The 26,475-nt window shown below is 74.9% G+C and carries 4 protein-coding genes; all 4 read right to left on the bottom strand.

The window, feature by feature from the left end:
• Genes AB0I91_RS37310 through AB0I91_RS37295 form a run of 4 tightly spaced genes read right to left on the bottom strand, consistent with a single transcriptional unit; the run spans position 1 to position 26,475 of the window.
• A complete protein-coding gene (locus AB0I91_RS37310; protein ID WP_498783558.1) occupies positions 1–213 on the bottom strand; it encodes an MbtH family protein in 213 nt (70 codons plus the stop codon).
• A complete protein-coding gene (locus AB0I91_RS37305) occupies positions 210–4,169 on the bottom strand; it encodes an amino acid adenylation domain-containing protein (protein WP_499641070.1) in 3,960 nt (1,319 codons plus the stop codon). The genes AB0I91_RS37310 and AB0I91_RS37305 overlap by 4 nt, the downstream gene beginning before the upstream one ends.
• Positions 4,166–15,100 carry a non-ribosomal peptide synthetase gene (locus AB0I91_RS37300; RefSeq protein WP_499641068.1) on the bottom strand — a complete coding sequence of 3,645 codons (10,935 nt, stop codon included), beginning with the start codon at positions 15,098–15,100 and terminating at the stop codon, positions 4,166–4,168. The genes AB0I91_RS37305 and AB0I91_RS37300 overlap by 4 nt, the downstream gene beginning before the upstream one ends.
• Positions 15,097–26,475 (bottom strand): amino acid adenylation domain-containing protein, encoded by an 11,379-nt coding sequence (locus tag AB0I91_RS37295; protein WP_499641066.1) that lies wholly within the window; start codon positions 26,473–26,475, stop codon positions 15,097–15,099. The genes AB0I91_RS37300 and AB0I91_RS37295 overlap by 4 nt, the downstream gene beginning before the upstream one ends.

Genomic DNA, 26,475 nt, shown 5'->3' with positions numbered 1-26,475 from the left:
TCAGGCGCCCATGGCGTCGACGAGGCTCTTGGGGCGCATGTCGGTCCAGTTCGCCTCGACGTGGTCCAGGCAGTCCTGGCGGGACGCCTCGCCGAACACCACGCGCCAGCCGTCGGGCACGGGGATGAAGTGCGGCCAGAGGGAGTGCTGGTTCTCGTCGTTGACCAGCACGAAGTAGGTGCCGTTCTCGTCCTCGAACGGGTTGGTGCTCATCGCGGGTCTCCTTCGGGTCGCGGCGTCGTCAGGGCGGCGTCGACCGCCGTGGCGACCTCGTCGAGGACGTCTCGACGAGTCATCTCTTCGTGGGGTGCGGGCACGTCGTGCACGCGGATGGCGCCGGTGACGTGCGGCGCCCACCGGTCCGGGTCGCGTTCCGGGTGGTCGGCGGCGTCGGTGGCGCGGAAGAACAGCAGGTCGCCGTCGAAGCGGCGCGGGGTGTGGGCGGACAGGGCGCGGCCGTTGGCCAGGTAGGTGGTCAGGACGGCGCGGGCGAGGTCGTCGGTGGTCTGCTCGTAGCCGCCGAGTTCGGTGCGCACCGCGGCGACGGCCCGGGCGTGGCCCTCGGGGGTGGTGAGGTCTTCGGGGCTCAGGCCGGTGCCGGCGAACGCGTCGGCGAAGACCTCTTCGGTGCTCAGCGGTGTGGCGTCGGCGCGGGGGTAGGAGTCGAGGACGGCGAGCAGGTCGACGGTCTCGCCGGCTTCCTGGAGGCGGACCGCGACCTCGTGCGCGAGGTGGCCGCCCATGGACCAGCCCAGCAGGCGGTACGGGCCGTGCGGCGCGACGGTGCGGATGTGGTCCACGAAGCGGGCCGCTTGGTCGCCGAGGGACGGAGGATCGCCGAGGGGGCGGTGGTCGCTCGGTTCGAGGGAACGAGACCGGCTGCCGAGCGAGCGGTCGTCGGGCGGGTTCTGGCGGGCCGTTGCCGGGAAGTCCGCCTGGAGGCCGTAGAGCGGCACGTCCGGGTCGAGCGCGCCGAGCAGCCCGGTGTAGCACCAGCTCAGGCCGGAGGCCGGGTGCAGGCAGAACAGCGGCGGCGCGGTGCCGCCCGGCCGCAGCGGCAGGACCGGGCCCAGGGCGTCCACACCGGTCGCGGCCGGGTCGCCGTCGAGGCGGCGGGCGAGCTCAGCCGGGCTGGGCGCCTCGAACAGCGTCCGCACGGTCACGTCGGCGTCGAACCGCGACCGCACCCGGTCGGCCAGCGTCACGGCCAGCAGCGAGTGGCCGCCCGCCGCGAAGAACCCGCGATCCGGGTCGAAGGCGTTCACCCGCAGCACCTCGGCGAACATGCGGCACAGCAGGTCCTCGGTGAGGTTGCGCGGCGCACGGCCGGCGGTCGCGACCGCCGTGGGCACGGGCAGGGCGCGGCGGTCCAGCTTGCCGTTGGCGTTGAGCGGCAACGACTCCAGCGCGGTGAACGTGCCGGGCACCAGGTGCGCGGGCAGCTCGGCGGCCACGTGGTCGCGCACCGCGTCCGGGTCCGGCGAAGCACCGGGCTCGGGCACGAAGTACGCCGCCAGCCGCTGGTCACCGGGCACGTCCTCGCGCACCGCGACGGCCGCGTGCGCCACCCCGGCGCACCGCGCCACGGCGGCCTCCACCTCGCCCAGCTCCACCCGGACGCCCCGGATCTTCACCTGGTCGTCGACACGGCCCAGGTACACGAGCACGCCGTCGTCGTCCCACCGCGCCAGGTCGCCGGTGCGGTACAGGCGCGAGCCGGGCGGGCCGAACGGGTCGGCGACGAACCGCGTCGCGGTCACGCCCGGGCGGCCGAGGTAGCCGCGGGCCAGCTGCACGCCCGCCAGGTACAGCTCGCCCGGCGCGCCGGGCGGCACGGGTGCGAGCCGGGCGTCCAGCACGTACGCGCGGGTGTTCCACACCGGCCTGCCGATGGGCACGCGCGGGTCGTCCGCGTCGCACTGCCACGACGTGACGTCGACCGACGCCTCGGTGGGGCCGTACAGGTTGTGCAGTTCGGCGGAGTACGCCGCCAGGAACCGGTCCCGGGTCGCGGGCAGGAGCGCTTCGCCGCTGCACACCACCCGGCGCAGGGTCGGGCAGGGCGCGGGCTCCACCAGGAACGAGTCCAACATGGACGGCACGAAGTGGACGGTCGTCACCCCGTGGTCGTTGATCGCCCGCGCGAGGTACGCGGGATCGCGCTGGCCGTCCGGCTTGGCGACCACGATCGCCGCACCGGTGATCAACGGCCAGAAGAACTCCCACACCGACACGTCGAACGTGTACGGCGTCTTGAGCAGCACCCGGTCGTCGGCGTCGAGGCCGTAGCGGTCCTGCATCCACCGCAGGCGGTTCACGATGCCCCGGTGCGGCACGCCGACGCCCTTGGGCGTGCCCGTGGAGCCGGAGGTGTGGATGACGTACGCCAGGTCGTCCGGCCGCGCCCGGCTCACCGCCACCTCCCGCACGTCCGCGCCGCGCACCTCCACCACCGGCAGGCCGTCGAACGCCGCCGGGTCGTCGGTCACCACGCACACCGGCCGGGCCTCGGCCAGCAGCACGGCGCGCCGCCGGGACGGCAGGTCGGTGTCCAGCGGCAGGTAGGCCGCACCGGACTTCAGCACGGCCAGCAGCGCCACGACCAGGTCGGCCGAGCGCGGCAGCGACACGGCCACCAGCGCGTCCGGCCCGGCGCCCGCGGCGGCGAGGCGGCGGGCCAGGCGGTCGGCGGACGCGTGCAGCCCGGCGTAGTCCAGCACCCGGTCGTGGTCGATGACGGCCGTGGCGTGCGGCGAGGACGCCCCTTGCCGGTCCAGCAGGTCGGTGAGCGTGACGTCCTCGACGGGCGACGCGGTGGCGTTCCACTCGTGCAGCACGCGGTCGCGGTCGGCGTCGTCCAGCGGCGTGATCGCGCTCAGCGGCCGGTCCGGGTGCTCGACCAGGTCTGCCAGGACGCGCAGCAGCCAGTCCAGCAGGCGGCGGGCGACGGCCGCGTCCACCAGGTCGGGCCGGTGGTCCAGCCGGAACGCCAGGTCCTCCCCCGGCACGCCGATCAGCGTCACGGGGTAGTGCGTGGCGTCGCGGGCCTCCACGTCGATCAGGAACGCGCCGCCGGCCAGCTCGGTGTTGTCCTCGTCGCCGGCCGGGTAGTTCTCGAACACCAAAGTCGTGTCGAACAGCGGCCCGCGCCCCACCCGGCCCTGCAGGTCGGCGAGGTTGACGTGCTGGTGCTCCAGCAGGCCGGTCTGCTGCGACTGGAGCGCGTCGAGCAGGTCCGCGGCGGTGTCGTCGGGCGACCAGCTCACCCGCACCGGCAAGGTGTTGATGAACAGGCCGATCATGCGCTCCACGCCCGGCAGCTCGGGCGGGCGGCCGGACACCGTGCCGCCGAACACCACGTCGGTGCGACCGGTGTGCACGCCGAGCGTGAGGCCCCACGCGGCCTGCACGACGGTGTTGACCGTCCAGCCGCGCTCACGGGCCAGCTCGCCGAGCCGCCCGGTCAGCTCCACGCCCAGCTTCGCCTTCAGCCGCGCGGGCGGCGCCTGCTCCCCCGGCCGTCCCGCCCCGCCGACCAGCGTCGGCTCGGAGACCCCGTGCAGCACCTCGTCCCACGCCTTGCGGGACACCTCGTGGTCGCGGGCGTCGAGCCACGCCAGGTAGTCGCGGTAGGGCGCGACGGGCGCCATGCCCTTCTCGTCGCCGTGCCGGTCGTACAGCTCGAACAGCTCGTCCAGCAGCACGGGCATCGACCAGCCGTCGACCGCGATGTGGTGCAGGGTGAGGGCGAGCCGGAAGTCCTTGAACGGCATCCGGAACAGCACGCACCGCAGCGGCACGTCCTCGTGCAGCGCGAAGCGGCGCAGCCGTTCGGCGTCGTAGCGCTCCTCGAACCGCGCTTCCGCCTCGGCGACGGACAGCTTCGAGCAGTCCACCACCTCCCACGGCACGTCGACGTGGTCGAGCACGACCTGCACGGGCTGGTCGAGCCCTTCGTGCACGAACACCGACCGCAGCCCGGCGTGCCGCCGCACCAACGCCCGCACGGCGTCGTGCAGCGCGTCCACGCCGAGTTCGCCGTAGAGGTCCACGGCCACCTGGACGGTGTAGAAGTCGAGGCCGTCGGTGTCGTGCAGGGCGTGGAACAGCAGGCCCTGCTGCAACGGGGCCAGCGGGAGGATGTCCTCGATGCGCGGTGCGGCGCTCATGCTCGGCCCGCCTTCCTCATCATGGCCTCCAAGTGGTCGATGTTCTTCTGCGACAAGGGCACCAGCGCCACGTCGGAGGGCGTGAGGCCGCCGGCGCGCGGGTCGCGGGCGTGGGCGGCGAGCGCGGCCAGGGCGTCGCGCCACAGCCCGCCGAGCGCGACCACGTCCGGTTCGTCGAGCAGGGCGGCGGGCCACGACAGGGCGGCGACGAGACGCGGCCCGCCCGCGCCGTCCTCGGTGAAGGCGTTGACCTCCAGCACGTGGGCGAACGGCAGCCCGTCGTCGCCCACCGCGCCACCCGCGTCGGACGACGGCGTCCAGTCGCGGCCGGTCGCGCCGACGCTCGTGCGGCCCAGGTAGTTGAACCCGATCTGCGGCGCCGGGCAGGCGGCGAGCTTGCCCGCGGTGTCCGGGTTGAGGTGGCGCAGCAGGCCGTAGCCGAGGCCGTGGTCGGGCACCGCGCGCAGCCCTTCCTTGACCTGCTTGAGCGCCGCGCCCACGGGCTCGCCGGCGGCGAGCACGTCGTCCCACCTCAGCGGCGGCACGTCCACCCGCACCGGGTAGAGGTTGGTGAACCAGCCGACCGTGCGGGACAGGTCCAACCCCGGCGCCACGGCGTCCTCGTGCCTGCCGTGGCCCTCGCGGTCCACCAGCAGCGCGTCGGGCAGCCGTTCGCCGCGCCGGGCCAGCCACTCGCGCACGGCCAGGCCGAAGCCGGTGAGCAGCACGTCGTCCACGCTGACGCGGAACGCGGCGGGCACGGTCGTCAGCAAGGCCGTGGTGACGTCCGGGTCGACCTCGACCACCGCGGTCCGCGCCGTGGCGAGGGTGTCGCGGCGCGGGTCGAGCGGGCGTGCGGCGAGGGCGGGTTGGGCGGTGTCGGCGGTGGCGAGCCAGTGCGGCAGCTGCTCCGCCCACCGCGGTTGCGTCGCCGCCTCGGCGAGGCGGGTGGCCCAGCGCCGCCACGACGTCCGCACCGGCGGCAGCTCGGGCGGGACGCCCAGGCGGGCGGCGGTCGCGGCGGAGGCGAGGTCGGGCAGCAGGACCCGCCACGACACGCCGTCCACGACCAGGTGGTGCGCCAGGACGAGCAGCCGGCCGGGCGCGTCGGGCCCGGCGTCGAACCAGACCAGGCGCAGCATCACCGCGTCGTCGGGTCGCAGGGCGCGGCGGGCGGTCTCGGTGTGCTCGGCGACCACCGCCGCCAGGTCGCCCTCGGCGAGTCCGGCGACGTCGACGCGGGCGACGTGCTCCTCGGCCCTCACCGCGCCGTGCGGCAGGACTTCCAGCGCCCAGCCGTCGTCGTCGCGGTGCAGCCGGGTGCGCAGCGCGTCGTGGTGGTCGAGCACGACGGCCAGGGCGTCCACCAGGTGCCCGGTGGTGGTCCCGGCGGGTGTGGCGACCACGTGCGACTGGTTGAACCCGTCGATCGGGCCGCCGCCGGCGCGCAGCCACTCCACGATCGGCAGCAGCGGCACCTCGCCCACGCCGTCGCGGTCGGCCACGTCGTCCTGCTCGGTCAGCGGCACGGCGACGTCGGCGAGGCGTCGGACGGTCTTCAGCTCGAACACGTCGCGCGGGGTGAACACCCAGCCGGCCGTGCGGGCGCGGCTGACCAGCTGGATCGACATGATGCTGTCGCCGCCCAGATCGAAGAACCCGTCGTCCACGCCGACCCGCTCCACCCCGAGCACGTCGGCGAAGACCATGGCCAGGGCCTCTTCCACGGCCGTCCGGGGCACGGTCACCGGCGCGGCTTCCCGGTGCGGGGCGGGCAGCGCGCGGCGGTCGACCTTGCCGTTGACGGTCAGCGGCAGCTCGGGCAGCACCACGAACGCCGACGGCACCGAGTAGTCCGGCAGGGCGGCGACGGCCGCGGCACGCGCTCGCGCCACGTCCACGTCGTCGCCGACGAGGTAGGCGACGAGCCGGCGTTCACCGGGCCGGTCCTCGCGGAGCACGACCGCCGCGCCCGTGACGCCCGCCCGGCCGGTCAGCGCGGCCTCGACCTCGCCCGGCTCGATCCGGAAGCCGCGCAGCTTCACCTGGCCGTCGGTGCGGCCGACGAACTCCAGCCTGCCGTCGCGCGACCAGCGGGCCAGGTCGCCCGTGCGGTACATGCGGTCGCCGGGCGCGCCGTGCGGGTCGGGCAGGAACCGCTCGGCGGTGAGCCCCGGTCGGGCCAGGTAGCCGCGGGCCAGCTTGCCGCCGGCCACGTACAGCTCGCCCGTCACGCCCGGCGGCACGGGCTGGAGGCGGCCGTCCAGCACGCGCAGCGCGGTCCCGGCCATCGGGGCGCCGATGGGCAACGGGCTCGCGGCCACGTCGCCGGGCAGCACGGCGTGGCGCGAGGCGAACGTGGTGGTCTCGGTGGGGCCGTAGCCGTTGACCAGCACCAGGTCCGGGCACGCCCGGCGCACGGTGGCCACGGCGTGCTCGGACACCACGTCACCGCCGGTCCACACCTCGCGCAGGCCCGCCAACGTCTCCGGCGCCTCCTCCGCGACCACCCGGAACAGGCCCGAGGTGAGCCACAGCGCGGTCACGCCGTGCCGGCGGATCGCGGCGGCCAGACCGGCGATGTCCACGTCGTCCGGCGAGTCCACGACGGCGGCGCCGCCGTTGAGCAGCGGCACCCACATCTCGTACGTGCTCGCGTCGAACGCGTAGGAGGAGTGGACGAGGACGCGGTGGTGCGCGCCCGTGGTGAAGATCGAGTCGGTGGCCAGCTCCACCACGTTGGCGTGGGTGACGGCCGCGCCCTTCGGCACGCCCGTGGAGCCGGACGTGTGGATGACGTACGCCAACTGGTCCGGGTGCGGTGTCGGCAGCCCGGTGTCGGGTGCGGGCGGCAGCCCGGCCGTGAAGTCCACGACGTGCGCCGGCACGGCCAGGCCCGCGGGCAGGTCGGCGCGGTCGGTGAGCAGGACCGCCGCGGCGGTGTCGGCGAGGATCAGGTTGTGCCGCTCGACGGGGTTGCCGTCGTGCAGCGGCACGTAGGCGCCGCCCGCGTAGAGCGTGGCGAGGGTGGCGACGGTCCGCTCGGCGGTGCGGCGGGCGAGCACGGCCACCCGCGTCTCGGCCCGCACCCCGATCCCGACCAGGTGGTGGGCGAGCGCGCGGGCGCGGGCGTCCACCTCGGCGTAGGTCAGCTCGCGGTCGCCGTCGACCAGGGCCACCGCGTCCGGGGCCTTCGCGACCTGGGCGCGGAAGCGGCCGACGACCGTGTTGCGGGCCCGGTGGGAGGGGTTGCGGCCCCACACGTCCAGCACGATGCCGCGTTCACCCTCGCCCAGGACCGGCAGTGCGCTCACCGGGGTGGCGGCGTCGGCGGCGACGGTCCTCAGCACGCGCGTCAGGCGTGCGCCGAGGGCTTCGGCGGTGGGGCGGTCGAACAGGTCGGCGGCGAACTGGATGGTGCCCTCCAGGCCCGCCGGCGCGCCGTCGCGGTGGGTCTCGCCCAGGTCGAACGACAGGTCGAACTTCGCCGGGCCCTCGCCGAGGTCCACCAGGTCCAGGCTCAGGCCGGGCAGCTCCAGGTCCGGCTCGGGCGCGTTCTGGAGCACGAGCATCACCTGGAACAGCGGGTGCCGCGCGACGGACCGCTCGGGGTTGAGCGCGTCCACGAGCCGGTCGAACGGCAGGTCCTGGTGCGCGAACGCGGCCAGGTCGGTCTGCCGGACCCGGCCGAGCAGCTCCTCGAACGCGGGGTCGCCGGACGTGTCGGTCCGCAGCACGAGCGTGTTGACGAAGAATCCGACCAGGTCTTCCAGCGCGGCGTCCGTGCGGCCCGCGACGGCCGTGCCGAGGACCACGTCCTCACCGGCGCCCAGCCGGGTCAGCAGCGCCGAGATCGCCGCCTGGAGCACCATGAACAGGCTCGTGCCGGTTCGGCGGGCCAGGGTCAGCAGGTCGGCGTGCAGGTCGGCGTCCACGTGCCACCGGACGAGTCCGCCGCGGTGGGAGGCGACGGCGGGCCGCCTCCGGTCGGTCGGCAGCTCCAGCGCGTCGGGGATGCCGTCGAGCTGCCGCCGCCAGAACTCCAGCTGCGCCGTGCCCGTCGAGTCCGGGTCGCCGTCCGCGCCCAGCACGTCGGCCTGCCACAGCGCGTAGTCCGCGTACTGGACCGGCGGTTCCGGCAGGTCGGGGGCGCGTCCGGCGAGGCGGGCGCGGTAGGCGTGGCCGAGGTCGCGGGTCAGCGGCGTGAACGACCAGCCGTCGCCCGCGATGTGGTGCAGCACCAGCAGCAGCACGTGCTCGGAGGGCGACAGCTCGAACAGCCACGCCTTGAGCGGCAGTTCGCGGGCCAGGTCGAACGTGCACGCCGCCGCCTCGTCCAGGCGTTCGCGCAGCACGCTCGCGTCGGTGGTGCGCACGCTGAACGCCCGGGTCAGCGCCTCGTCGGCCTCGGCGGCGGGCACCACGAGCTGGCGCGGCGTGCCGTCGGAGTCGGGGAAGACGGTGCGCAGCGACTCGTGGCGGGCCAGCACGTCGCCGAGCGCGGCGCGCAGCGCGGTCACGTCCAGGTCGCCGGAGAGCCGCAGCGCGATCGGGATGTTGTACATCCCGTTGGCGTCCTCCAACCGGTCGAGGAACCACAGGCGGCGCTGGGCGAACGACAGCGGCACCACGTCGGGCCGCTCGGCGCGGGTGACGCCCTCGCGGGCGGCGCCGGCGGCGGTGGCGCGGGCGGCCAGCAGCGCGGGCGTCGGGGCTTCGAACACCGCGCGCAGCGGCAGTTCCACGCCCATCGCCGCACGCACCTGGCTCACCAGGCGCGTGGCGAGCAGCGAGTGGCCGCCGAGGTCGAAGAACCCGTCGTCCACGCCGACCCGGTCCAGGCCGAGCACGTCCGCGAACACCGCGCACAGCACCTCTTCGGCGGGTGTGCGCGGCGCGGCGTCGCCGATCGCGGCGGCGTCCGGCGCGGGCAGGGCCCGGCGGTCGAGCTTGCCGTTGGCGTTCAAGGGGAACGCGTCGAGCACGACGAGCGCGGCGGGCACCATGTAGGCGGGCAGGGTCGCGCGCACGGTGTCGAGCACGGCGGCCGGGTCGAGGGCGCGGGCGGGCACGACGTACCCGACGAGCCGCTTGTCCCCCGGCCGGTCCTCGCGGACCACGACGGCGGCGCGGTCCACGTCGGCGTGCCGGGCGAGCGCGGACTCGACCTCGCCGAGCTCGATCCGGAAGCCGCGCAGCTTCACCTGGTCGTCGGAGCGGCCGAGGTACTCCAACTGGCCGGCCGCGCCCCAGCGCACGAGGTCGCCGGTGCGGTAGAGCCGCCCGCCGCGGCCGAACGGGTCGGCCACGAACCGCTCCGCGGTGAGCGCGGCGCGCCCGACGTAGCCCCGGGCCAGGCTCTCGCCCGCCAGGTACAGCTCACCGGGGGTGCCGGGCGGCACGGGCCGCATGGCCGCGTCCAGCACGTAGGCGCGGGTGTTCCACAGTGGACGGCCGGTGGGCGCGGGGCCGTCGAGCGGGTCGGGCGCCGTGGAACCCCACTGGAGGGTGTAGACGGTGGCCTCGGTGGGTCCGTAGATGTTGTCGATCCGGGCGGCCGGGAGGGCGGCGCGCACGTCGTTGTAGACGCTCGCGGGCAGGCCTTCGCCGGCCAGCACGACGGCCCGCGCGTCCAGCTCCACCCCGGCCGCGAGGACCTGGGCGAACACCGAGGGCACGCCGCTGACGAGGCCGCCCGTCCAGCCGCCGCGCTCCACGAGGGTGGTCAGGTTCTCCACGACCTCGACCCGACCGCCCACCGTGAGCGGGGTGAACAGCTCGAAGACGGACACGTCGAAGTTCAACGAGGTGGACAGCAGCACCGAGGACAGCTCGTCGGCGGTGAAGTGGTCGGCGGCCCAGCCGACGAGGTTCGCCATGCCGTGCCGCGTCACGGCGACGCCCTTGGGACGGCCGGTGGAGCCGGAGGTGTGGATCACGTAGGCGAGCGACCCGCCGTGCACGGCCGGGGTCGGTGGCGCGACGGGCCGGGTGAGGCGTTCGGCGACGGCCGGGTCGTCGAGCAGGACGAGCCGGTCGGCGGCGGCGGTGGTGAGGCGGGGAGCCGTGGTGCGGTCGGCGACCACGCACACCGGTCGGGTGTCGTCCAGCACGAACGCCACCCGCTCGGCCGGGTGGCCGGGGTCCAGCGGCACGTACGCGCCGCCCGCCTTCAGCACCGCAAGCAGCGAGACCACCGCTTCGGACGTGCGGGGCAACGAGACCGCGACCACGGTCTCCGGCCGCACGCCGCGGGCCACGAGCAGGGCGGCGAGCCGGTCGGCGCGGGCGTCCAGCTCGGCGTACGTGAGCACGCGGTCGGGGCCGACGACGGCGATCGCGTCCGGCGTGCGGCCCGCCTGCCGGGCGACGAGCCGCTCCACGAACACCTCGGGCACGGGCCGCGCGGTGTCGTTCCACGTGTGCAGCACGCGTTCGCGTTCGGCGGGATCCAGGACGTCCACCTCGCCGAGCCGGATCGCCGGGTCGGCGACGACGGTCTCCAGCAGCCGCACGAGCCGCCGCACGAGCACCCGGGCGGTCGACGCGTCGAACAGGTCGAGGGCGTGTTCGAGGTCGCCTTCCACACCGGCCGGCCGCCCCGCGTGGTCGTGGGTCTCGCGCAGGTCGAGCAGCAGGTCGAACTTCGCCGCGCCGCCGGGCACGTCTTCGAGGTCGATGGCGAGGTCCGGCAGGTCCAGGTCGGCCTCGGGGGTGTTCTGCAGCACGAGCATCACCTGGAACAGCGGGTGGCGCGCCAGCGACCGGCGGGGGTTGAGCACCTCCACCAACCGCTCGAACGGCACGTCCTGGTGCGCCAACGCGGCCAGGTCGGTCTGCCGCACCCGTTCCAGCAGTTCCTTGAACGTCGGGTCGCCGGAGGTGTCGGTGCGCAGCACCAGCGTGTTGACGAAGAACCCGACCAGGTCGTCCAACGCCTCGTCGGAACGCCCGGCCACCGCCGTGCCCAACGGGATGTCGGTGCCCGCGCCCAACCGGGTCAACAACGCCGCCACGGCCGCCTGGAGCACCATGAACACCGTCGTGCGGGTCTGCCGCGCCAGCGCCACGAGCCTGGTGTGCGTGTCGGCGTCCAGCCGCAACGGCACCCGCCCGCCCCGGTAGGACGCCACCGCCGGGCGCGGCCGGTCCGCCGGCAGCTCCAGCACCTCGGGCAGCCCGGCCAGCTGGGCGCGCCAGAACTCGACCTGCGCGGCGAGCGCGCTGCCCTCCTCCTCGTCGGACCCGAGAACGCGCCGCTGCCACAGCGTGTAGTCCGCGTACTGCAACGGCAGCGGCGGCAGGTCCGGCGCCGTGCCGGCCAGCCGCGCGCGGTAGGCCGTGCCGAGGTCGCGCAGCAGGGGCGTCAACGACCAGCCGTCGCCCGCGATGTGGTGCACCAGGAACAGCACCACGTGCTCGTCGGGCGCGAGCTCGAACAGCCACACCCGGCACGGCGGCTCGGCGGCCAGGTCGAACCGGTGGCCCAGGGCGTCGGCGATGGCGGCGGGCAGGTCGTCCTCGTCCACCTCGACGTGCGCCACCGGCAGGTCGGGCGCGTCGAGCACGTGCTGGCGCGGTTCGCCGTCGACCTCGGGGAACGTGGTGCGCAACGACTCGTGCTGGGCCACGACGTCGCGGAACGCCGCCGTGAGCGCGTCCCGGTCCAGCCGCCCGGTCAGGCGCAGCGGCAGCGGCACGTTGTACATGCCCGCCGCCTCCTCCAGGCGGTCGAGGAACCACAGGCGCCGCTGGGCGTACGACAGGGGCAGCACGTCCGGGCGGGGCAACACCTCCACGTCGTGGCGGGTGCCGCGGGCGCGTTCGGCCAGCGCCGCCAGCGCGGCGGGCGTGGGCGCTTCGAACACCGAGCGGATGGACAGCTCGACGTCCAGCACCGACCGGACCCGGCTGACCAGGCGGGTGGCGAGCAGGGAGTGACCGCCGAGGTCGAAGAAGCTGTCCTCCACGCCGACCGACGGCAGGTTGAGGACCGTGGCGAACACGCCGACCAGCACTTCCTCGGTGAAGTTGCGCGGGGCACGGCCGGTCGCGGCGGTGCCGCCGACCACGTCCGGCGCGGGCAGGCCGCGGCGGTCCAGCTTGCCGTTGGTGGTCAGCGGCAGCGCGTCGAGCCGGACGAACGCCGACGGCACCATGTAGTCCGGCACGGCGGCGGTGACGTGCGCGTGCAGCGCGACCGGGTCGAAGTCGTGGCCCTCGGCGGGCACGACGTAGGCGACGAGCCGCTGGTCGCCGGGCTGGTCCTCGCGCACGACCACGCCGACCGGCCCGGTCGAGGGGTGCCGGGACAGCACGGACTCGATCTCGCCCAGCTCGACGCGGTAGCCGCGGATCTTCACCTGGTCGTCGGCGCGGCCGGCGAACAGCAGGTCGCCGTGCTCGCCCCACCGGGCCAGGTCGCCGGTGCGGTACATGCGCGAGCCGGCCGGGCCGTACGGGTTGGCGACGAACCGGCCGGAGGTGAGACCGGGCCGGGCCACGTAGCCGCGGGCCAGGTTCTCGCCCGCGATGTAGAGCTCGCCGACGACGCCGGGCGGCACCGGGCGCAACGCGTCGTCCAGCACGTACGCCTGCGTGTTCCACAGTGGACGGCCGAGCGACAGCACCTCGGCCGGGATCTCGTCGCCCGGCTCGACCACGAGCGACGTGCAGCCGACCGTGGTCTCGGTGGGGCCGTACTCGTTGACCACGCGGGCGCCGGGGTGGCGCTTGCGCCACACGTCGAGCTGCGCGCCGGGCAGCGGCTCGCCGCCCAGGACGAGTTCGGCGGTCGGCGAGTAGGCGTCCGGCAGCACGTCGAGCACGGACAGGTGGCTGGGCGTGCCCTTGAGGTACGCGAAACCGGCCGCGGTGGGGCTCGCCGGGTCGATGCCCCCGTCGGCCAGGTCGCCCAGGTGCACGGCGCCGCCGGAGATCAGCGGCGCGTACAGGCCGGTGACGGTGAGGTCGAACGTGACGGGCGAGTGCAGGAACGCGCCGGACCGCACGGACGGGTAGGCGTCGACCGACCACTGGAGGTAGTTCACCGCGGCGCGGTGCTCGACCAACGTCCCCTTGGGACGCCCGGTGGAGCCGGAGGTGTAGATGACGTACGCGGCGTGCTCCAGCCGCAGCGGCGCGCGTCGGTCGGCGTCGGTCAGCGGTTCGGCGGAGCGGGTGGCGTGGTCCAGCTCGTCGAGGACCGACGTCGGCACGTCGAGCGCGGCGAGGCGGGGCGCGAGGGTCGCGTCGGTGACCAGCCGCACGGGCCGGGTCTCGCCGAGCATGTCGGCGAGCCGTTCGGCGGGCTGGTCGGGGTCGAGCGGCAGGTAGCCCGCGCCGGTCTTGAGCACCGCGAGCAGCGTCGTGACCAGGCGCGTGCCGCGCGGGAGCGCCACCGCCACCAGGGTTTCCGGCCCGGCGCCCTGCTCGACCAGCAGGCGGGCGAGGCGGTTGGCGTCGGCGTGCAGCTCGGCGTAGGTGCGCTGCTCGGTCCCGTGCACCACGGCGGTCTCGTCCGGGGTCTCGGCGGCCTGCCGGTCGAGCAGCGCGGTCAGGTGCAGCGGCTCCACGGGGTGGTCGGTGTCGTTCCAGTCGACCAGGATGCGGTCCCGCTCGTCCGCGTCGAGCAGGTCGACGGCGTTCACCGCCCGGTCGGGGTCGGCGGCGATGGCGCGCAGCACCAGCCGCAGCCACTCGCCCATCCGCGCCACGGTCGCCCGGCCGAGCACGTCGGGCCGGTAGTCCAGGCGGAACGCCAGCCGCTCGCCGGGCAGGCCGACGAGGCTGATCGGGTAGTGCGTGGCGTCGCGGGCCTGGAAGTCGGTGATCCGCACGCCGCCGCCCAGCACGGGCGCGGTGTCGACGTCGACCGGGTAGTTCTCGAACACCATCGTGGTGTCGAACAGCTCGCCGTGGCCGGTGCGGCGCTGCACGTCGGCCAGGCCCACGTGCTGGTGCGCGATCAGCCCGGCCTGCCGGTCCTGCACGGCCGTCAGCAGGTCGCCCAGCGACTGGCCGGCGGTCCACGACACCCGCACCGGCAGCGTGTTGATGAACAGGCCGAGCATCGTCTCCACGCCCGGCAGCTCGGCGGGCCGGCCGGACACCGTGCCGCCGAACACGACGTCGCGGCGGCCGAGGTAGCGGCCGAGCACCACGCCCCACGCGCCCTGGGCGAGGGTGTTCATCGTCCAGCCGCGGGCGCGGGAGGTGCGGGTGAGGGCGTCGGTCAGCTCGTCGTCCAGCTCGACCAGCACGCCGTCGGGCACCACGGAGGCGTTGTCCGCGGCCGACCCGACGAGCGTCGGCCCGTCGAGGCCCGCCAGCACCTCGTCGTAGGCGGACAGCGCGCCGTCCACGTCCTGGCGCTTGAGCCAGCCCAGGTAGTCGCGGTAGGGGGTGACGCGGGGCATCGCGGAGTCGTCGCCCGCGTGCTCGTAGAGGGTGAACAGCTCGTCCAGGAACACTGGGGTGGACCAGCCGTCCATCAGGATGTGGTGCATGGTCAGCAGCAGCCGGTGCACCCGGCCGGGCAGCACGACCAGCACGAACCGCAGCAGCGGCGCGCGGGCCATGTCGAAGCGGCGGGCGCGTTCCTCGTCGACCAGGTCGGTGTAGTCCGCCTCCGGGTCGGCGGCGGCGGTCAGGTCGACCTCGCGCCACGGCGCGCGCACCTCGCGGCGCACCACCTGCACGGGCCGGTCCAGGCCCTTGTGCCGGAACCCGACGCGCAGGTTCGCGTGCCGGCGCAGCAACGCGTCGGCGGCGGCGCGGAGCGCGGGCACGTCCACCGGGCCGGTCAGCTCGGTGGCCATCTGCACGGTGTAGACGTCCAGGCCGTCGCGGTCGTACAGGGCGTGGAAGAGGAACCCCTCCTGCAACGACGACAGCGGCAGGACGTCCTCGACTGCGGACTTCTTGCTCATCGGTCCAAGTCCTCGCTCTCGTCGTCTTCGTCGTCTTCCAGCAGGTCCAGCTCGTCCTGGCTGAGCGGGACCAGGTCGACGTCGGACGGGGTGAGCCCGCCCGCCGCCGTGCCCCGGACGTGCTCGACCAGCCCGCGCAGCGCCTCCCGCCACGCCGTGCCGAGGTCGGCGGCCTCGGTGTCGGCGAGCAGGTCGGCGGGCCAGGCGAGGGTGGCGGCCAGGCGTGGGCCGTCCGGTGTGTCCTCGGTGACGGCCGTGACCTCGATCGCGTGCACGAACGGCAGGTCGTCGTGGCCGACGGGCGCGGTGAAACCGGGCGCGGGCAGCCACAGCCGGTCGCCGCCGGGCGCGGCGGTGTCGACGCGGCCCAGGTAGTTGAACGCGATCTGCGGCGCGCCCAGGCCCGCGAGCTTGCCCGCCGTGTCGTCGTTGAGGTGGCGCAGCAGGCCGTAGCCGACGCCCTTCTCCGGCAGCTCGCGCAGCTGTTCCTTGACCCGCTTCAGCGCGGTGCCCGCGGCGGGTCCGCCGGCGAGCAGCTCGGGCCAGCCGACCCGGCCGGGGTCCAGCCGCACCGGGTGCACGCTGGTGAACCAGCCGACCGTGCGGGACAGCTCCACGTCCGGCACGACGTCCTCGCGGCCGTGGCCCTCGACCTGGAGCAGCACGGAGGTCTCCGCGCCGCGGCCGCGCCGTTCCCGCCACCGGCCGACGGCCAGCGCGAGCGCGGTGAGCAGCACGTCGTCCACGCCCGCGTGGAACGCGGCGGGCACCTCCGTGAGCAGCGGCGCGGTGTCCGCCACGGTGAGGACGACTTCGCTGGTGCGCGCGGTGCCGACGGTGTCGCGCGCCGGGTCGAGGGGGCGTGCGCCGAGCAGCGGGTCCGGGCCGTCGAGGACGGCGGTCCAGTACGGGAGCTGGTCGGCGCGGGCCGGGTCGTGCGCGGCGTCGTGCAGCAGGTGCGACCAGCGCCGCCACGACGTCCACACGGGTTCGAGCACGGGGTCGCGGCCGGCGGCGAGGGCGTGCCACGCCTGGGCGAGGTCGGGCAGCAGGATGCGCCACGACACGCCGTCCACCGCGAGGTGGTGCACGACCAGCAGCAGGTCGCCGGGGTGCGCCGGGCCCGCGTCGAACCACACCGCCTGCACGAGCACGCCCCGTGCCGGGTCGAGGCGCCGCCACGCGGTGTCGGCCTCGGTGCGGACGGCCGCGGCACGCGCGGTGTCGTCCAGCCCGGTCACGTCCACGCGGCGGGTGAGGTCGGCGGCGCGGACCGTGCCGCGGTCGGCGATCTCGTAGACCCACTCGCCCTCCGCGTCGCGGTCGAGGCGGGCGCGCAGGGCGTCGTGGTGGTCCAGCAGCGCGTCGAGCGCGCCCAGCAGCCGGTCCCGGCCCAGTTCCGCCGGCACGGCGACGAGCTGGGCCTGGTTGAAGCCGTCGAGCGTGCCGCCGCTGTCGAGGAACCAGCGCACGACCGGCGTGAGCACGGCCGGGCCGCTGCCGGTCGGGTCGGCCACGAGGCGGGCGTCGGCGGGCTCGACGGCCACCCGGGCGAGTTCGGCCGCGGTCTTGCGCTCGAACACGTCGCGCGGGGTGAACACCAGGCCCGCCCGGCGGGCGCGGCTGACGAGCTGGATGGAGCCGATGCTGTCGCCGCCGAGGTCGAAGAAGCTGTCGTCCACGCCGACGTCGGGCAGGCCGAGCACGTCGGCGAACACCGCGCACAGCGCCTCTTCACGTGCGGTGCGCGTGCCCTCCGGTCGGGGTGTCGGATCGGGGGCGGCGGGCGCGGGCAGCTCGGCGTGGTCGAGCTTGCCGTTGCGGCTCAACGGGAGTTCGTCCAGCACCACCACCGCGGACGGCACCATGTAGTCGGGCAGTTCGGCGCGCAGGGCGGACCTCAGGGCCGCCGGGTCCAGCCGCGTGCCCGGTGTCGCGGTGACGTAGGCGACGAGCCGGGGCGTGCCGCCGTGGTCCGGGCGCAGCAGGACGGCGCACGTGTCGACGCCGTCGTGGCGGCGCAGCGCGGCTTCCACCTCGCCGGGTTCGACCCGGAAGCCGCGCACCTTCACCTGGCCGTCGACGCGGCCGAGGAACTCCACGTGCCCGTCGGGCAGGCGGCGGGCGAGGTCGCCGGTGCGGTACATGCGCGTGCCGGCGCCGGTGAAGGGGTCCGCGACGAACCGGTGGGCGGTGAGGGCGGGTCGGTCGAGGTAGCCGCGGGCGACGTTCGGGCCGGACAGGTACAGCTCGCCGGGCACGCCCACGGGCACGGGCCGCAGCCAGGCGTCGAGGACGTGCGCCCGGGTGTTGAGCACCGGCGTGCCGATGACGGGGGCGGGGTGGTCGGCCAGGTCGGCGATCATCGAGTCCACTGTGGACTCGGTGGGGCCGTAGAGGTTGAGCGCCACCAGTCCGGGCGTGGCGCGCAGCGTCTGCCAGAGGTGGGAGGGCACCGCCTCGCCGCCGAGCAGCACGACGGAGGGGTGTCGCTCTTCGCCGTCCAGCAGGCCGTGGGCGATGAGGTGGTCTGCATAGGACGGTGTGGTCTCGATGACGTCGATGCGCTCGTGGCGGAGGTGGGCCACGAGGGCGTCCGGGTCGCGGCGGGCGTCGTCGCCGATGACGTGCAGCTCGTGGCCGGCGAGCATCCACAGCACCGGGTCCCATGACGCGTCGAACGCCACCGGCGCCGTCAACGCCGCCCGCAACCGATCACGGCCGAGGCGGTTCGCGATGGGGGCGAAGACGTGCTCTTGGTGGTGGCGCAGGAGGTTTGCGAGCGACCCGTGCTCGACCACAACCCCCTTGGGCCGACCGGTCGACCCGGAGGTGTAGATGACGTACGCGGCATCACGCGCCGTCAACGGCCGGGTCCGGTCGGCATCGGTGGGCGCCGCGTCAGTGCGGTCCGTGTCACCGGAGGCGATGTCGATACGGGCCGCGTCGCCAAGAATCGCATCCCTGCCAATCCCATCGCCACCAACCAGATCAGCGCGCACGGCATCCATGCGAACCGCATCGGCGCGGACCGACTCGACACCGGCCACGTCGGCGCCGACCGCCTCGGCGCGGACCGACTCGGCGCGGGCCGCGGCGGTGTGGGCCGCGGCGGTGGAAATTGCAGGTTTGCGGATTGAACCGACATCAGGCGCGTCGGCGCGGGCCGATGCAGTGATGACCGCCTCGGTGCGGGCCCTGTCGTGGTGGGAAATGGCGGTGGGAATTGCAGGGTTGCGGTTTGAACCGGGGTGGGGCGTATCGGTGTGCGGGGATGCGGTGCCGACTGTGGTGGTGGGTGGGGTGTCCAGGATGATCCTGGCCGGTTCGGGCGGCAGGGTGGCGGCCGTCACCGTGTCCGTGATGATCAGGACCGGGCGGGCGTCGGAGAGGGTGGTGCGCCGCCGTTCCTCCGGGTGGTCCGGGTCGAGCGGCAGGTACACGGCGCCCGCCTTCAGCACGGCCAGCAGCGCAACGACCGTGTCGACCGAGCGCGGCAGCACCACGGCCACCAAGTCGCCGACCGCCGTCCCCCGGCGGAGCAGGGTGTGTGCGAGCCGGTTGGCCCGGAGTTCCACCTCGGCCGCCGTCAGCCGAACCTCACCGGCCACCAACGCCTGCCGATCACCGTGCACCGCGGCGAACCGCTCGAACACGGCGAGCACCGTCTGATCAGGCACCGAACCGACCGGTCCGGCGGCACCCCGGGCCAGGTGGTCCGCCTCCCCGGGCGCGAGCAGGTCCAGCTCACCGACCCGCCGCGACGGCTCGGCCGTGGCCTGGTCCAGGACGCGGGCGAACCAGCCCGCCACCCGGATCGCCGTGTCCTCGTCGAACAGGTCCCGGCTGTACTCCAGCTCCCCGCTCAACCCCGCGGGCTCACCGTCGGACTGCCGCTCGGCCAACGTGAACGACAGGTCGAACTTGGCGGGCCCGGCCGGCAGGTCCACCACCTCCGGCGTGACGCCCGGCAGGTCCAGGTCCGGGTCGGCGTTGTTCTGCAGCACGAGCAACACCTGGAACAACGGGTGCCGAGCCAGCGACCGCCGCGGCGCCAGCTCCTCGACCAACCGGTCGAACGGCACGTCCTGGTTGGCGAACGCGGCCAGGTCGACGTCGCGCACCCGCTCGACCAGCTCGGCGAACGACGGCTCACCCGACGTGTCCACCCGCAGCACGAGCGTGTTCACGAAGAACCCGACCAGGTCGTCCAACGCCTCGTCACGCCGACCGGCCACGGGCGTGCCGACCGGGATGTCGACGCCCGCACCCAACCGGGTCAGCAACGCGGCCAGCGCGGCGTGCAGCACCATGAACGGGCTCGCGCCGTGCGCAGCGGCCAATCGCGCCACACGGGCGTGCACGCCCGCATCCAGCCGCAACGGCACGGAGCCGCCCTCGTGCTCCGGCCGACCGGCACGGGGCCGGTCCGCCGGCAGGTCCACCGTGTCGGGCAGGTCGGCCAGCCGGGCGCGCCAGTGGTCGAGCTGGGCGCGCAACGGGCTGTGCTCGTCGTCGTCGGAACCGAGCACGTCGTGCTGCCACAACGTGTAGTCCGCGTACTGCACGGGCAACGGCGTGAACTCCGGCGCGACGCCGGCGTGCCGGGCGCGGTAGGCGACGCCGAGGTCGCGCAGCAGCGGCGCGAGGGACCAGCCGTCGGCGGCCACGTGGTGCAGCAGCAGGAGCAGCACGTGGTGGTCGGCGGCGAGCCGGTACAGCCGGACGGCCACGGGCAGGTCGTCGGCCAGGGCGAACTTGTGCCGCACGGCGTCGGCCAGCTCGCCGGTCAACGCCTCCTCGGTGGTCTCGACCCGCCTGGTCGCGGCGCTGAGCAGCGCGACCGCCGCCGCCGGGTCCAGCACCGCCTGCCGCGGCGCGCCGTCGACCTCGGGGAACACGGTCCGCAGCACCTCGTGCCGCACCACGACGTCGGCCACCGCCGCGAGCAGCGCCGAGTCGTCCAACGCCCCGGTCAGCCGCACGGCCAGCGGCACGGTGTACATGCCGCCCGCCTCGTCCAGCCGGTCGAGGAACCACAGGCGCTGCTGGGCGGCGGACAACGGCACCACGTCGGGCCGGGGCCGGGGCGTCACGCGGGCACGGGCGGGCGCGGCGTCGTGCAGGGCGCGGGCCAGCCCGGCGGGCGTCGGGTGCTCGAACACCGCGCGGATCGGCGCCTCCACGCCCAGCACCGCACGGACCCGGCCGATCAGCCGCATGGCGAGCAGCGAGTGGCCGCCGAGGTCGAAGAACCCGTCGTCCACGCCGACCGACTCCACCCCGAGCACGTCGGCGAACAGCCCGCACAGCGCCTTCTCCACGCCGTGCGCCGCGCGGGACGGCGACGGGGCGGCGGTGGCGGGCGCGGGCAGGGCGTGCCGGTCGACCTTGCCGTTGGCGTTGAGCGGCAACGAGTCCAGCTCCACCACCACCGACGGCACCATGTACGCGGGCAGCACGTCGCCGACGTGGGCGCGCAACGCCGCCTGGTCCACGACCACGCCCTCGCCGGGCACGACGTACGCGACGAGCCGACGTTCACCGCGGTGGTCGGCACGCACGGCGACGACCGCGTGCGCCACGTCCGGGTGCCGCGCCAGCACGGCCTCGACCTCGCCGGGCTCGATGCGGAAGCCCCGCAGCTTCACCTGGTCGTCGGCCCGCCCGTGGAACGCCAGCCGTCCGTCGGGCAGCCGCCGCACCAGGTCGCCGGTGCGGTACATGCGCTCGCCGGGCGGCCCGTACGGGTCGGGCACGAACCGCTCGGCGGTCAGCCCGGCCCGGCCCAGGTAGCCGCGCGCGAGCCCGGTGCCCGCCACGTACAGCTCGCCCACCGCGCCGGGCGGGGTGAGCCCGAGGTCGGCGTCGAGGACGTGCACGCGCGTGTTGTCCATCGGCAGACCGATGGGCATGGCCTCCGGGTCGGGTTCGCCGGGCCGCAGGGCGAAGCGGGTGGCGAACGTCGTGGTCTCGGTGGGGCCGTAGCCGTCGACGACGGTCAGGTCCGGGCAGTGCGCGCGGACGCGGGCCGCCGCGGCGGCGGGCACGACGTCACCGCCGGTCCACACCTCCCGCACGCCCGCCAGGCACGTCGGCGCCTCCTCCGCGACCAGCCGGAACAGCCCGGCGGTCAGCCACAGCGCGGTGACGCGGTGGTCGGCGACGACCCGGCCGAGCGTGACGATGTCCAGCACGCCCGGCGGCGCGACGACGACCGTGCCGCCGGACAGCAGCGGGGCCCACAGCTCATAGGTGGCGGCGTCGAAGGCGTGCGACGAGTGCAGCAGCACGCGGGCGTGCGCGGGCGTGGTGAACAGCCGGTCGGTGGCCAGTTCCACGACGTTCGCGTGCGTGACGGCGACGCCCTTGGGCACACCCGTGGAACCGGACGTGTGCATCACGTACGCGAGCTGGTCGGGGTGCGCACGCCGGTTCAGCGGTCCCGCGGCGGGCGGCTGCTCGTCGGTGCGCACGACGTGCACGGGCGCGGTCAGCCCCTCGGGCAGCGCCGGCCGGTCGGTGACCAGGACGGGCGCGTCGAGGTCCGCGAGCACGAAGTCCAGGCGCTCCACCGGGTACGACTCGTGCAGCGGCACGTAGTAGCCGCCCGCCTTGAGCACCGCGAGGATCACGACCACCAGCGCGGGCGACCGGTCCATCAGCAGCGCGACCGGCGTTTCGGCGGCGACGCCCGCGGCGGCGAGCCGGTGCGCCCACCGGTCGGCCTCCGCGTCGAGCTGCCGGTAGGTCAAGGAGCCCTCGTCGGACACCACGGCGGGCGCGTCGGGCGTGGCGGCGGCCCGCGCCTCGAACCGGGCGACCAGGGACGTGCCGTCGACGGGCCGGGCGGTGTCGTTCCAGGTGACGAGTTCGGCGTGCCGTTCGTCGGCGGTGAGCAGGTCGAGGCGTCCCAGCGGGGTGGCGGGGTCGGCGGCGACGGCCGCGAGGAGCGTGACCAGCCGGGTCACCAGGTGCCGCGCGGTGGCCTCGTCGAACAGGTCGAGCGCGTACTCCAGGGCGCCGGCGACACCGGTGACCGCGCCGCTGTCGTCACGCGTCTCGTACAGGTCGAACCACAGGTCGAACTTGGCCACGGCCGTGCGCAGGTCGGCCACGGCGACGTCCAGGCCCGGCAGCTCGACGTCCGGGTCGGGCGTGTTCTGGAGGACCAGCATCACCTGGAACAGCGGGTGCCGCGCCAACGACCGGCGCGGGTTCAGCTCCTCCACCAGCCGCTCGAACGGCACGTCCTGGTGCGCCAACGCGGCCAGGTCGGTCTGCCGCACCCGTTCCAGCAACTCGCGGAAAGTCGGGTCGCCGGACGTGTCCGTGCGCAGCACCAGCGTGTTGACGAAGAACCCGACCAGGTCGTCCAGCACCTCGTCGGAACGCCCCGCCACCGCCGTCCCCAGCGGGACGTCGGTCCCCGCGCCCAACCTCGTCAACAACGCCGCCACGGCCGCGTGCAGCACCATGAACACGCTCGTGCGCGTCTCCCGCGCGATGTCGGCCAGCCGACCGTACAGCTCGCCGTCCACGGTCAGCGGCACGCGGGCGCCCCGGTGCGACGGCACGTCCGGGCGCGGACGGTCGGCGGGCAGCTCCAGCACGTCGGGCAGGCCGGCGAGCCGGTCGCGCCAGAACCGGACCTGGCGGCTGAGCGCGCCGTCCGGGTCGTCCTCGTCGCCGAGCGCGTCCCGCTGCCACAGCGCGTAGTCCGCGTACTGCAACGGCAACGGCGTGAACTCCGGGGCGACGCCCGCGTGCCGGGCGCGGTAGGCCGTGCCGAGGTCGCGCAGCAGCGGTGCCAGCGACCAGCCGTCGGCGGCGATGTGGTGCACGACCAGCAGCAGCACGTGCTCGTCGGACCCGGGTCGATCGCCGCCGGTCTCGAACAGCCACAACCGCCACGGCAGGCCGTGCGCGAGGTCGAAGCGGTGGCCGGTGGCGGCGGTCATCTCCGCCGCCGGGTCGGCGACGGCCACCGCCTCCACGTGGTCGGGCAGCAGGCGCAGGGCGTCGGCCGCGTCGAGCACGTGCTGGACGGGCTCGCCGCCGACCTCGGGGTAACGGGTGCGCAGCGGCTCGTGGCGGGCGACGACGTCACCGAGGGCGGCCAGCAGCGCGGCCCGGTCGAGCGGTCCGGTCAGGCGCAGCGGCAGCGGCACGTTGTAGGTGCCGCCGGTCTCGTCCAGGCCGTGCAGGAACCACAGCCGGCGCTGGGCGGACGACAGCGGCACGAGGTCCGGGCGCGGCCGTGCGGCGGGACGGGAGCGGGCGACGGCGGCCCCGTCCACGACGAGCGCGAGCCCGGCCGGGGTCGGGTGGTCGAACACCGAGCGCAGGGACAGCTCCACGCCGAGCGCGGCCCGCACCTTGCTGATCAGCCGGGTGGCGAGCAGCGAGTGCCCGCCGAGGTCGAAGAACCCCTCGTCCACGCCGACCCGCTCGACGCCGAGCACGTCGGCGAACACGGCGACCAGCAGTTCTTCCAGCGGCGTGCGGGGCGCGCGGCCGGCGGCGCCCGCGTCGGGCGCGGGCAACGCGTGCCGGTCGAGCTTCCCGTTGGGCGTCAACGGCAACGCGTCCAGCCCGACGAACGCCGACGGCACCATGTACCCCGGCAACCGGGACTCCGCGGTCGCCCGAAGCGCCGTCACGTCCACGTCGGCGGGCGTCACGTACGCGACCAGCCGCTTGTCCCCGGGCCGGTCCTCGCGCACGACGACCGCGACCGCGTCGACGGCGTCGGTGAGCGCGGCCTCGACCTCGCCCAGCTCGATGCGGTGGCCCCGGACCTTCACCTGGTGGTCGCGGCGCTCCAGGAACACCAGCGACCCGTCGGCGCGGCGCACCACGTAGTCGCCGGTGCGGTACATGCGGCGGCCGGGACGCGGCGTGAACGGGTCGGGCACGAACACCACGCCCGTGCGGCCCGGGTCGCCGAGGTAGCCCCGGCCGACGCCCTCGCCGCCGACGTAGAGCTCGCCGGGCGTGCCGACCGGCACCGGCCGCAGCCGGTCGTCCAGCACGTACAGGCGGGTGTTGCGCAGCGCGCTGCCGATCGGCACGCCGTCGGCCACGTCGGCGGGCGAGGTGATGAAGGCGTGCGTGACGTCATCGGCGCACTCGGTGGGTCCGTAGGCGTTCATCAGCGGGATGCCGGGGAACGCGTCGAGCCAGCGGGCGCACAGGTCGGCGGGCAGCGCCTCGCCCGTGGCCACGAGCAGGCGCAGCGAGGCCAGCCCGGGCCGGCCGCCGTCGGCGTCCCACAGGTCCAGCGCGGCGCGCAGCAGCGACGGCACGACCTCCAGCACGGCCACGCGTTCGGCGTCGGTCCGGTCGAACAGGCCGCGCGGGTCGGCGGCGAGCTCCCGGGTGACGACCCGCGCCGTGCCGCCGGCCACGAGCGGCGCGAGCATCTGCCAGATGGAGATGTCGAACGTCAGCGGCGCGTTCTGCACCACGGTGTCCACTTCGGACAGCGCGCAGTCCTCGACCTTGGCCAGCAGGTGGTTCACCATGCCCCGGTGGGTGACCATGGCGCCCTTGGGCTTGCCGGTCGACCCTGACGTGAACAGCACGTACGCGAGGTCGTCCCCCGCGCCGACGGGCTCGGGCCAGTCGTCGGCGATCTCGTCGGTGACGAGCACCAGCTCGGCACCCAGGTCGCCGGCGAAGGAGGCGACGGCCGGCGAGGCGAGCACGAGCCGTGCGCCGCTGTCGGCGACGAGCGCGCGGCCGCGGGCGATCGGCGCGTCGGAGTCCACCGGCACGTAGGCCGCGCCCGCGCCGAGCACCGCCAGCACGGACACCACGAAGTCGCGGCCCGGGGCGGTGGGCAGCGCGACGACGTCACCGCGCCCGACCCCCGCGTCCCACAACCGGCGGGTCAGCGCCGCGGCGCGCCCGGCCAGTTCGGCGTAGGTGGTCGGCCCCTCGTCGTCCACCACGGCCACCGAGTCGGGGGTGCGGCGGGCGTGATCCCGAACCCGGCGCACCACGCCGTCCTCGTCGTCCAACGGGGCGTCGGTGCGGTTCCAGCCGTCCAGCGCCTGGTCGCGCTCGGCGGCGTCGAGCAGGTCGAACGACGCCAGCGGCGCGTCCGGGTCGGCCAGCAGCCGGTCGAGCAGCCGCAGCAGCCGGTCCAGGTGCCCGGCCACCTCGTCGGCGGTGTAGAGGAACTCGTTGCCGTCCAGGTCGATCCGCACGGGGTTGCCGTCGGACCGGTCGTAGGCGGTGATCTCGACGTCGTCGATCACGCCGTTGGACAGGTTGTGCGCGGTGACCGGGTGTCCGCCGAAGGTCACGTTGTAGTCGAACGGCATGATGTTGACCACGACGTTCGCCAGCTGGCCCGCGCCGCGCACCAGGCCGAGGTCGCGGAGCACGTCCTCCTGCCGGTACCGCTGGTGCTTGAGCGTGGTGCGGGCCTCGACGGTGGTGCGGCGCAGCACGTCGACGAACGTCACCGCCGGGTCGAGGTCCACGAACAGCGCGAGGATGTTGCTGACCATGCCGGGCGTGTCGCGCAGCAGCTTGCTCTTGCGCGCCATCACGGGGAAGCCGACGGGCGTGGTGCGGGCGCCCGTGACCAGGTGCAGGTAGACGGCGGTGGCGGCGGTCAGCGCCATCGGCCAGGTGGACGCGTTGGCCCGGGTGAGCTCCTTCATCCGGTCCATCAACGCCGGGTCGACGTGCGCGGTGGCGCGGGCGGGACGGGCGCTGGCGGGCGCGGTGCCCGAGGTGAGGCCGACCGGCGCGGGCCGGTCGGCGAGGCGGGTCCGCCAGTGCTCCTGGTCGCGGCGGTAGGCGTCCGAGGCCCGGTACGCCGCGTCGTCGTCCAGGTACTGCTGGAGGGTGGCGAACGCGCTGGGCGGCGGCTCCTCCCCCGCCACGAGCGCCGAGTAGACCGTGGCGAGGCGGTCGGTGAAGATGCGCCCGCTCACCCCGTCCGCGATCACGTGGTGGTTGCGCTGGTAGTACAGGTACCGCTCGTCCTCGACCTTGAACAGCGCGTCCACCGACAGCGGGCCCTTTTCCAGGTCCATGGGCCGGTAGAGGTCGTCGTCCATCCACGCCACCGCGTCGCCCACCGGGTCGGCGCGGTCGGTGTGGTCGAAGAAGTGCAGGTGCGGGTCCGGAGCGAGGAACTGCCACACGCCGTCGGCGTCCTCGGCGAACCGGACCTGGACGGTCTCGGCCTCCAGCACGGTGCGGCGCAGCGCCTCCTCGAACAGCGCCACGTCCACCGCGCCGTGGATCTCCAGGTACTCCGACATGACGAACACGTTGTCGGGGTTCAACCGCTGGCCGTACCAGATCCCCAGCTGCCCCGGGGAGAGCGGCCACCGCCGCCTGTCCTCGCTCAT

It is taken from the genome of Actinosynnema sp. NPDC049800, from assembly GCF_040656635.1.
GTDB lineage: Bacteria > Actinomycetota > Actinomycetes > Mycobacteriales > Pseudonocardiaceae > Actinosynnema.
The sequence above is the reverse complement of the archived record's forward strand: the minus strand, read 5'-3'. Positions and strand labels throughout refer to the sequence as shown.

Bases quoted from the DNA above. Each gene is read 5' to 3' on its own strand.
- AB0I91_RS37305 (WP_499641070.1), bottom strand. From the start codon at position 4,169: ATGAGCGCCGCACCGCGCATCGAGGACATCCTCCCGCTGGCCCCGTTG.
- AB0I91_RS37310 (WP_498783558.1), bottom strand. From the start codon at position 213: ATGAGCACCAACCCGTTCGAGGACGAGAACGGCACCTACTTCGTGCTG.
- AB0I91_RS37295 (WP_499641066.1), bottom strand. From the start codon at position 26,475: ATGAGCGAGGACAGGCGGCGGTGGCCGCTCTCCCCGGGGCAGCTGGGG.
- AB0I91_RS37300 (WP_499641068.1), bottom strand. From the start codon at position 15,100: ATGAGCAAGAAGTCCGCAGTCGAGGACGTCCTGCCGCTGTCGTCGTTG.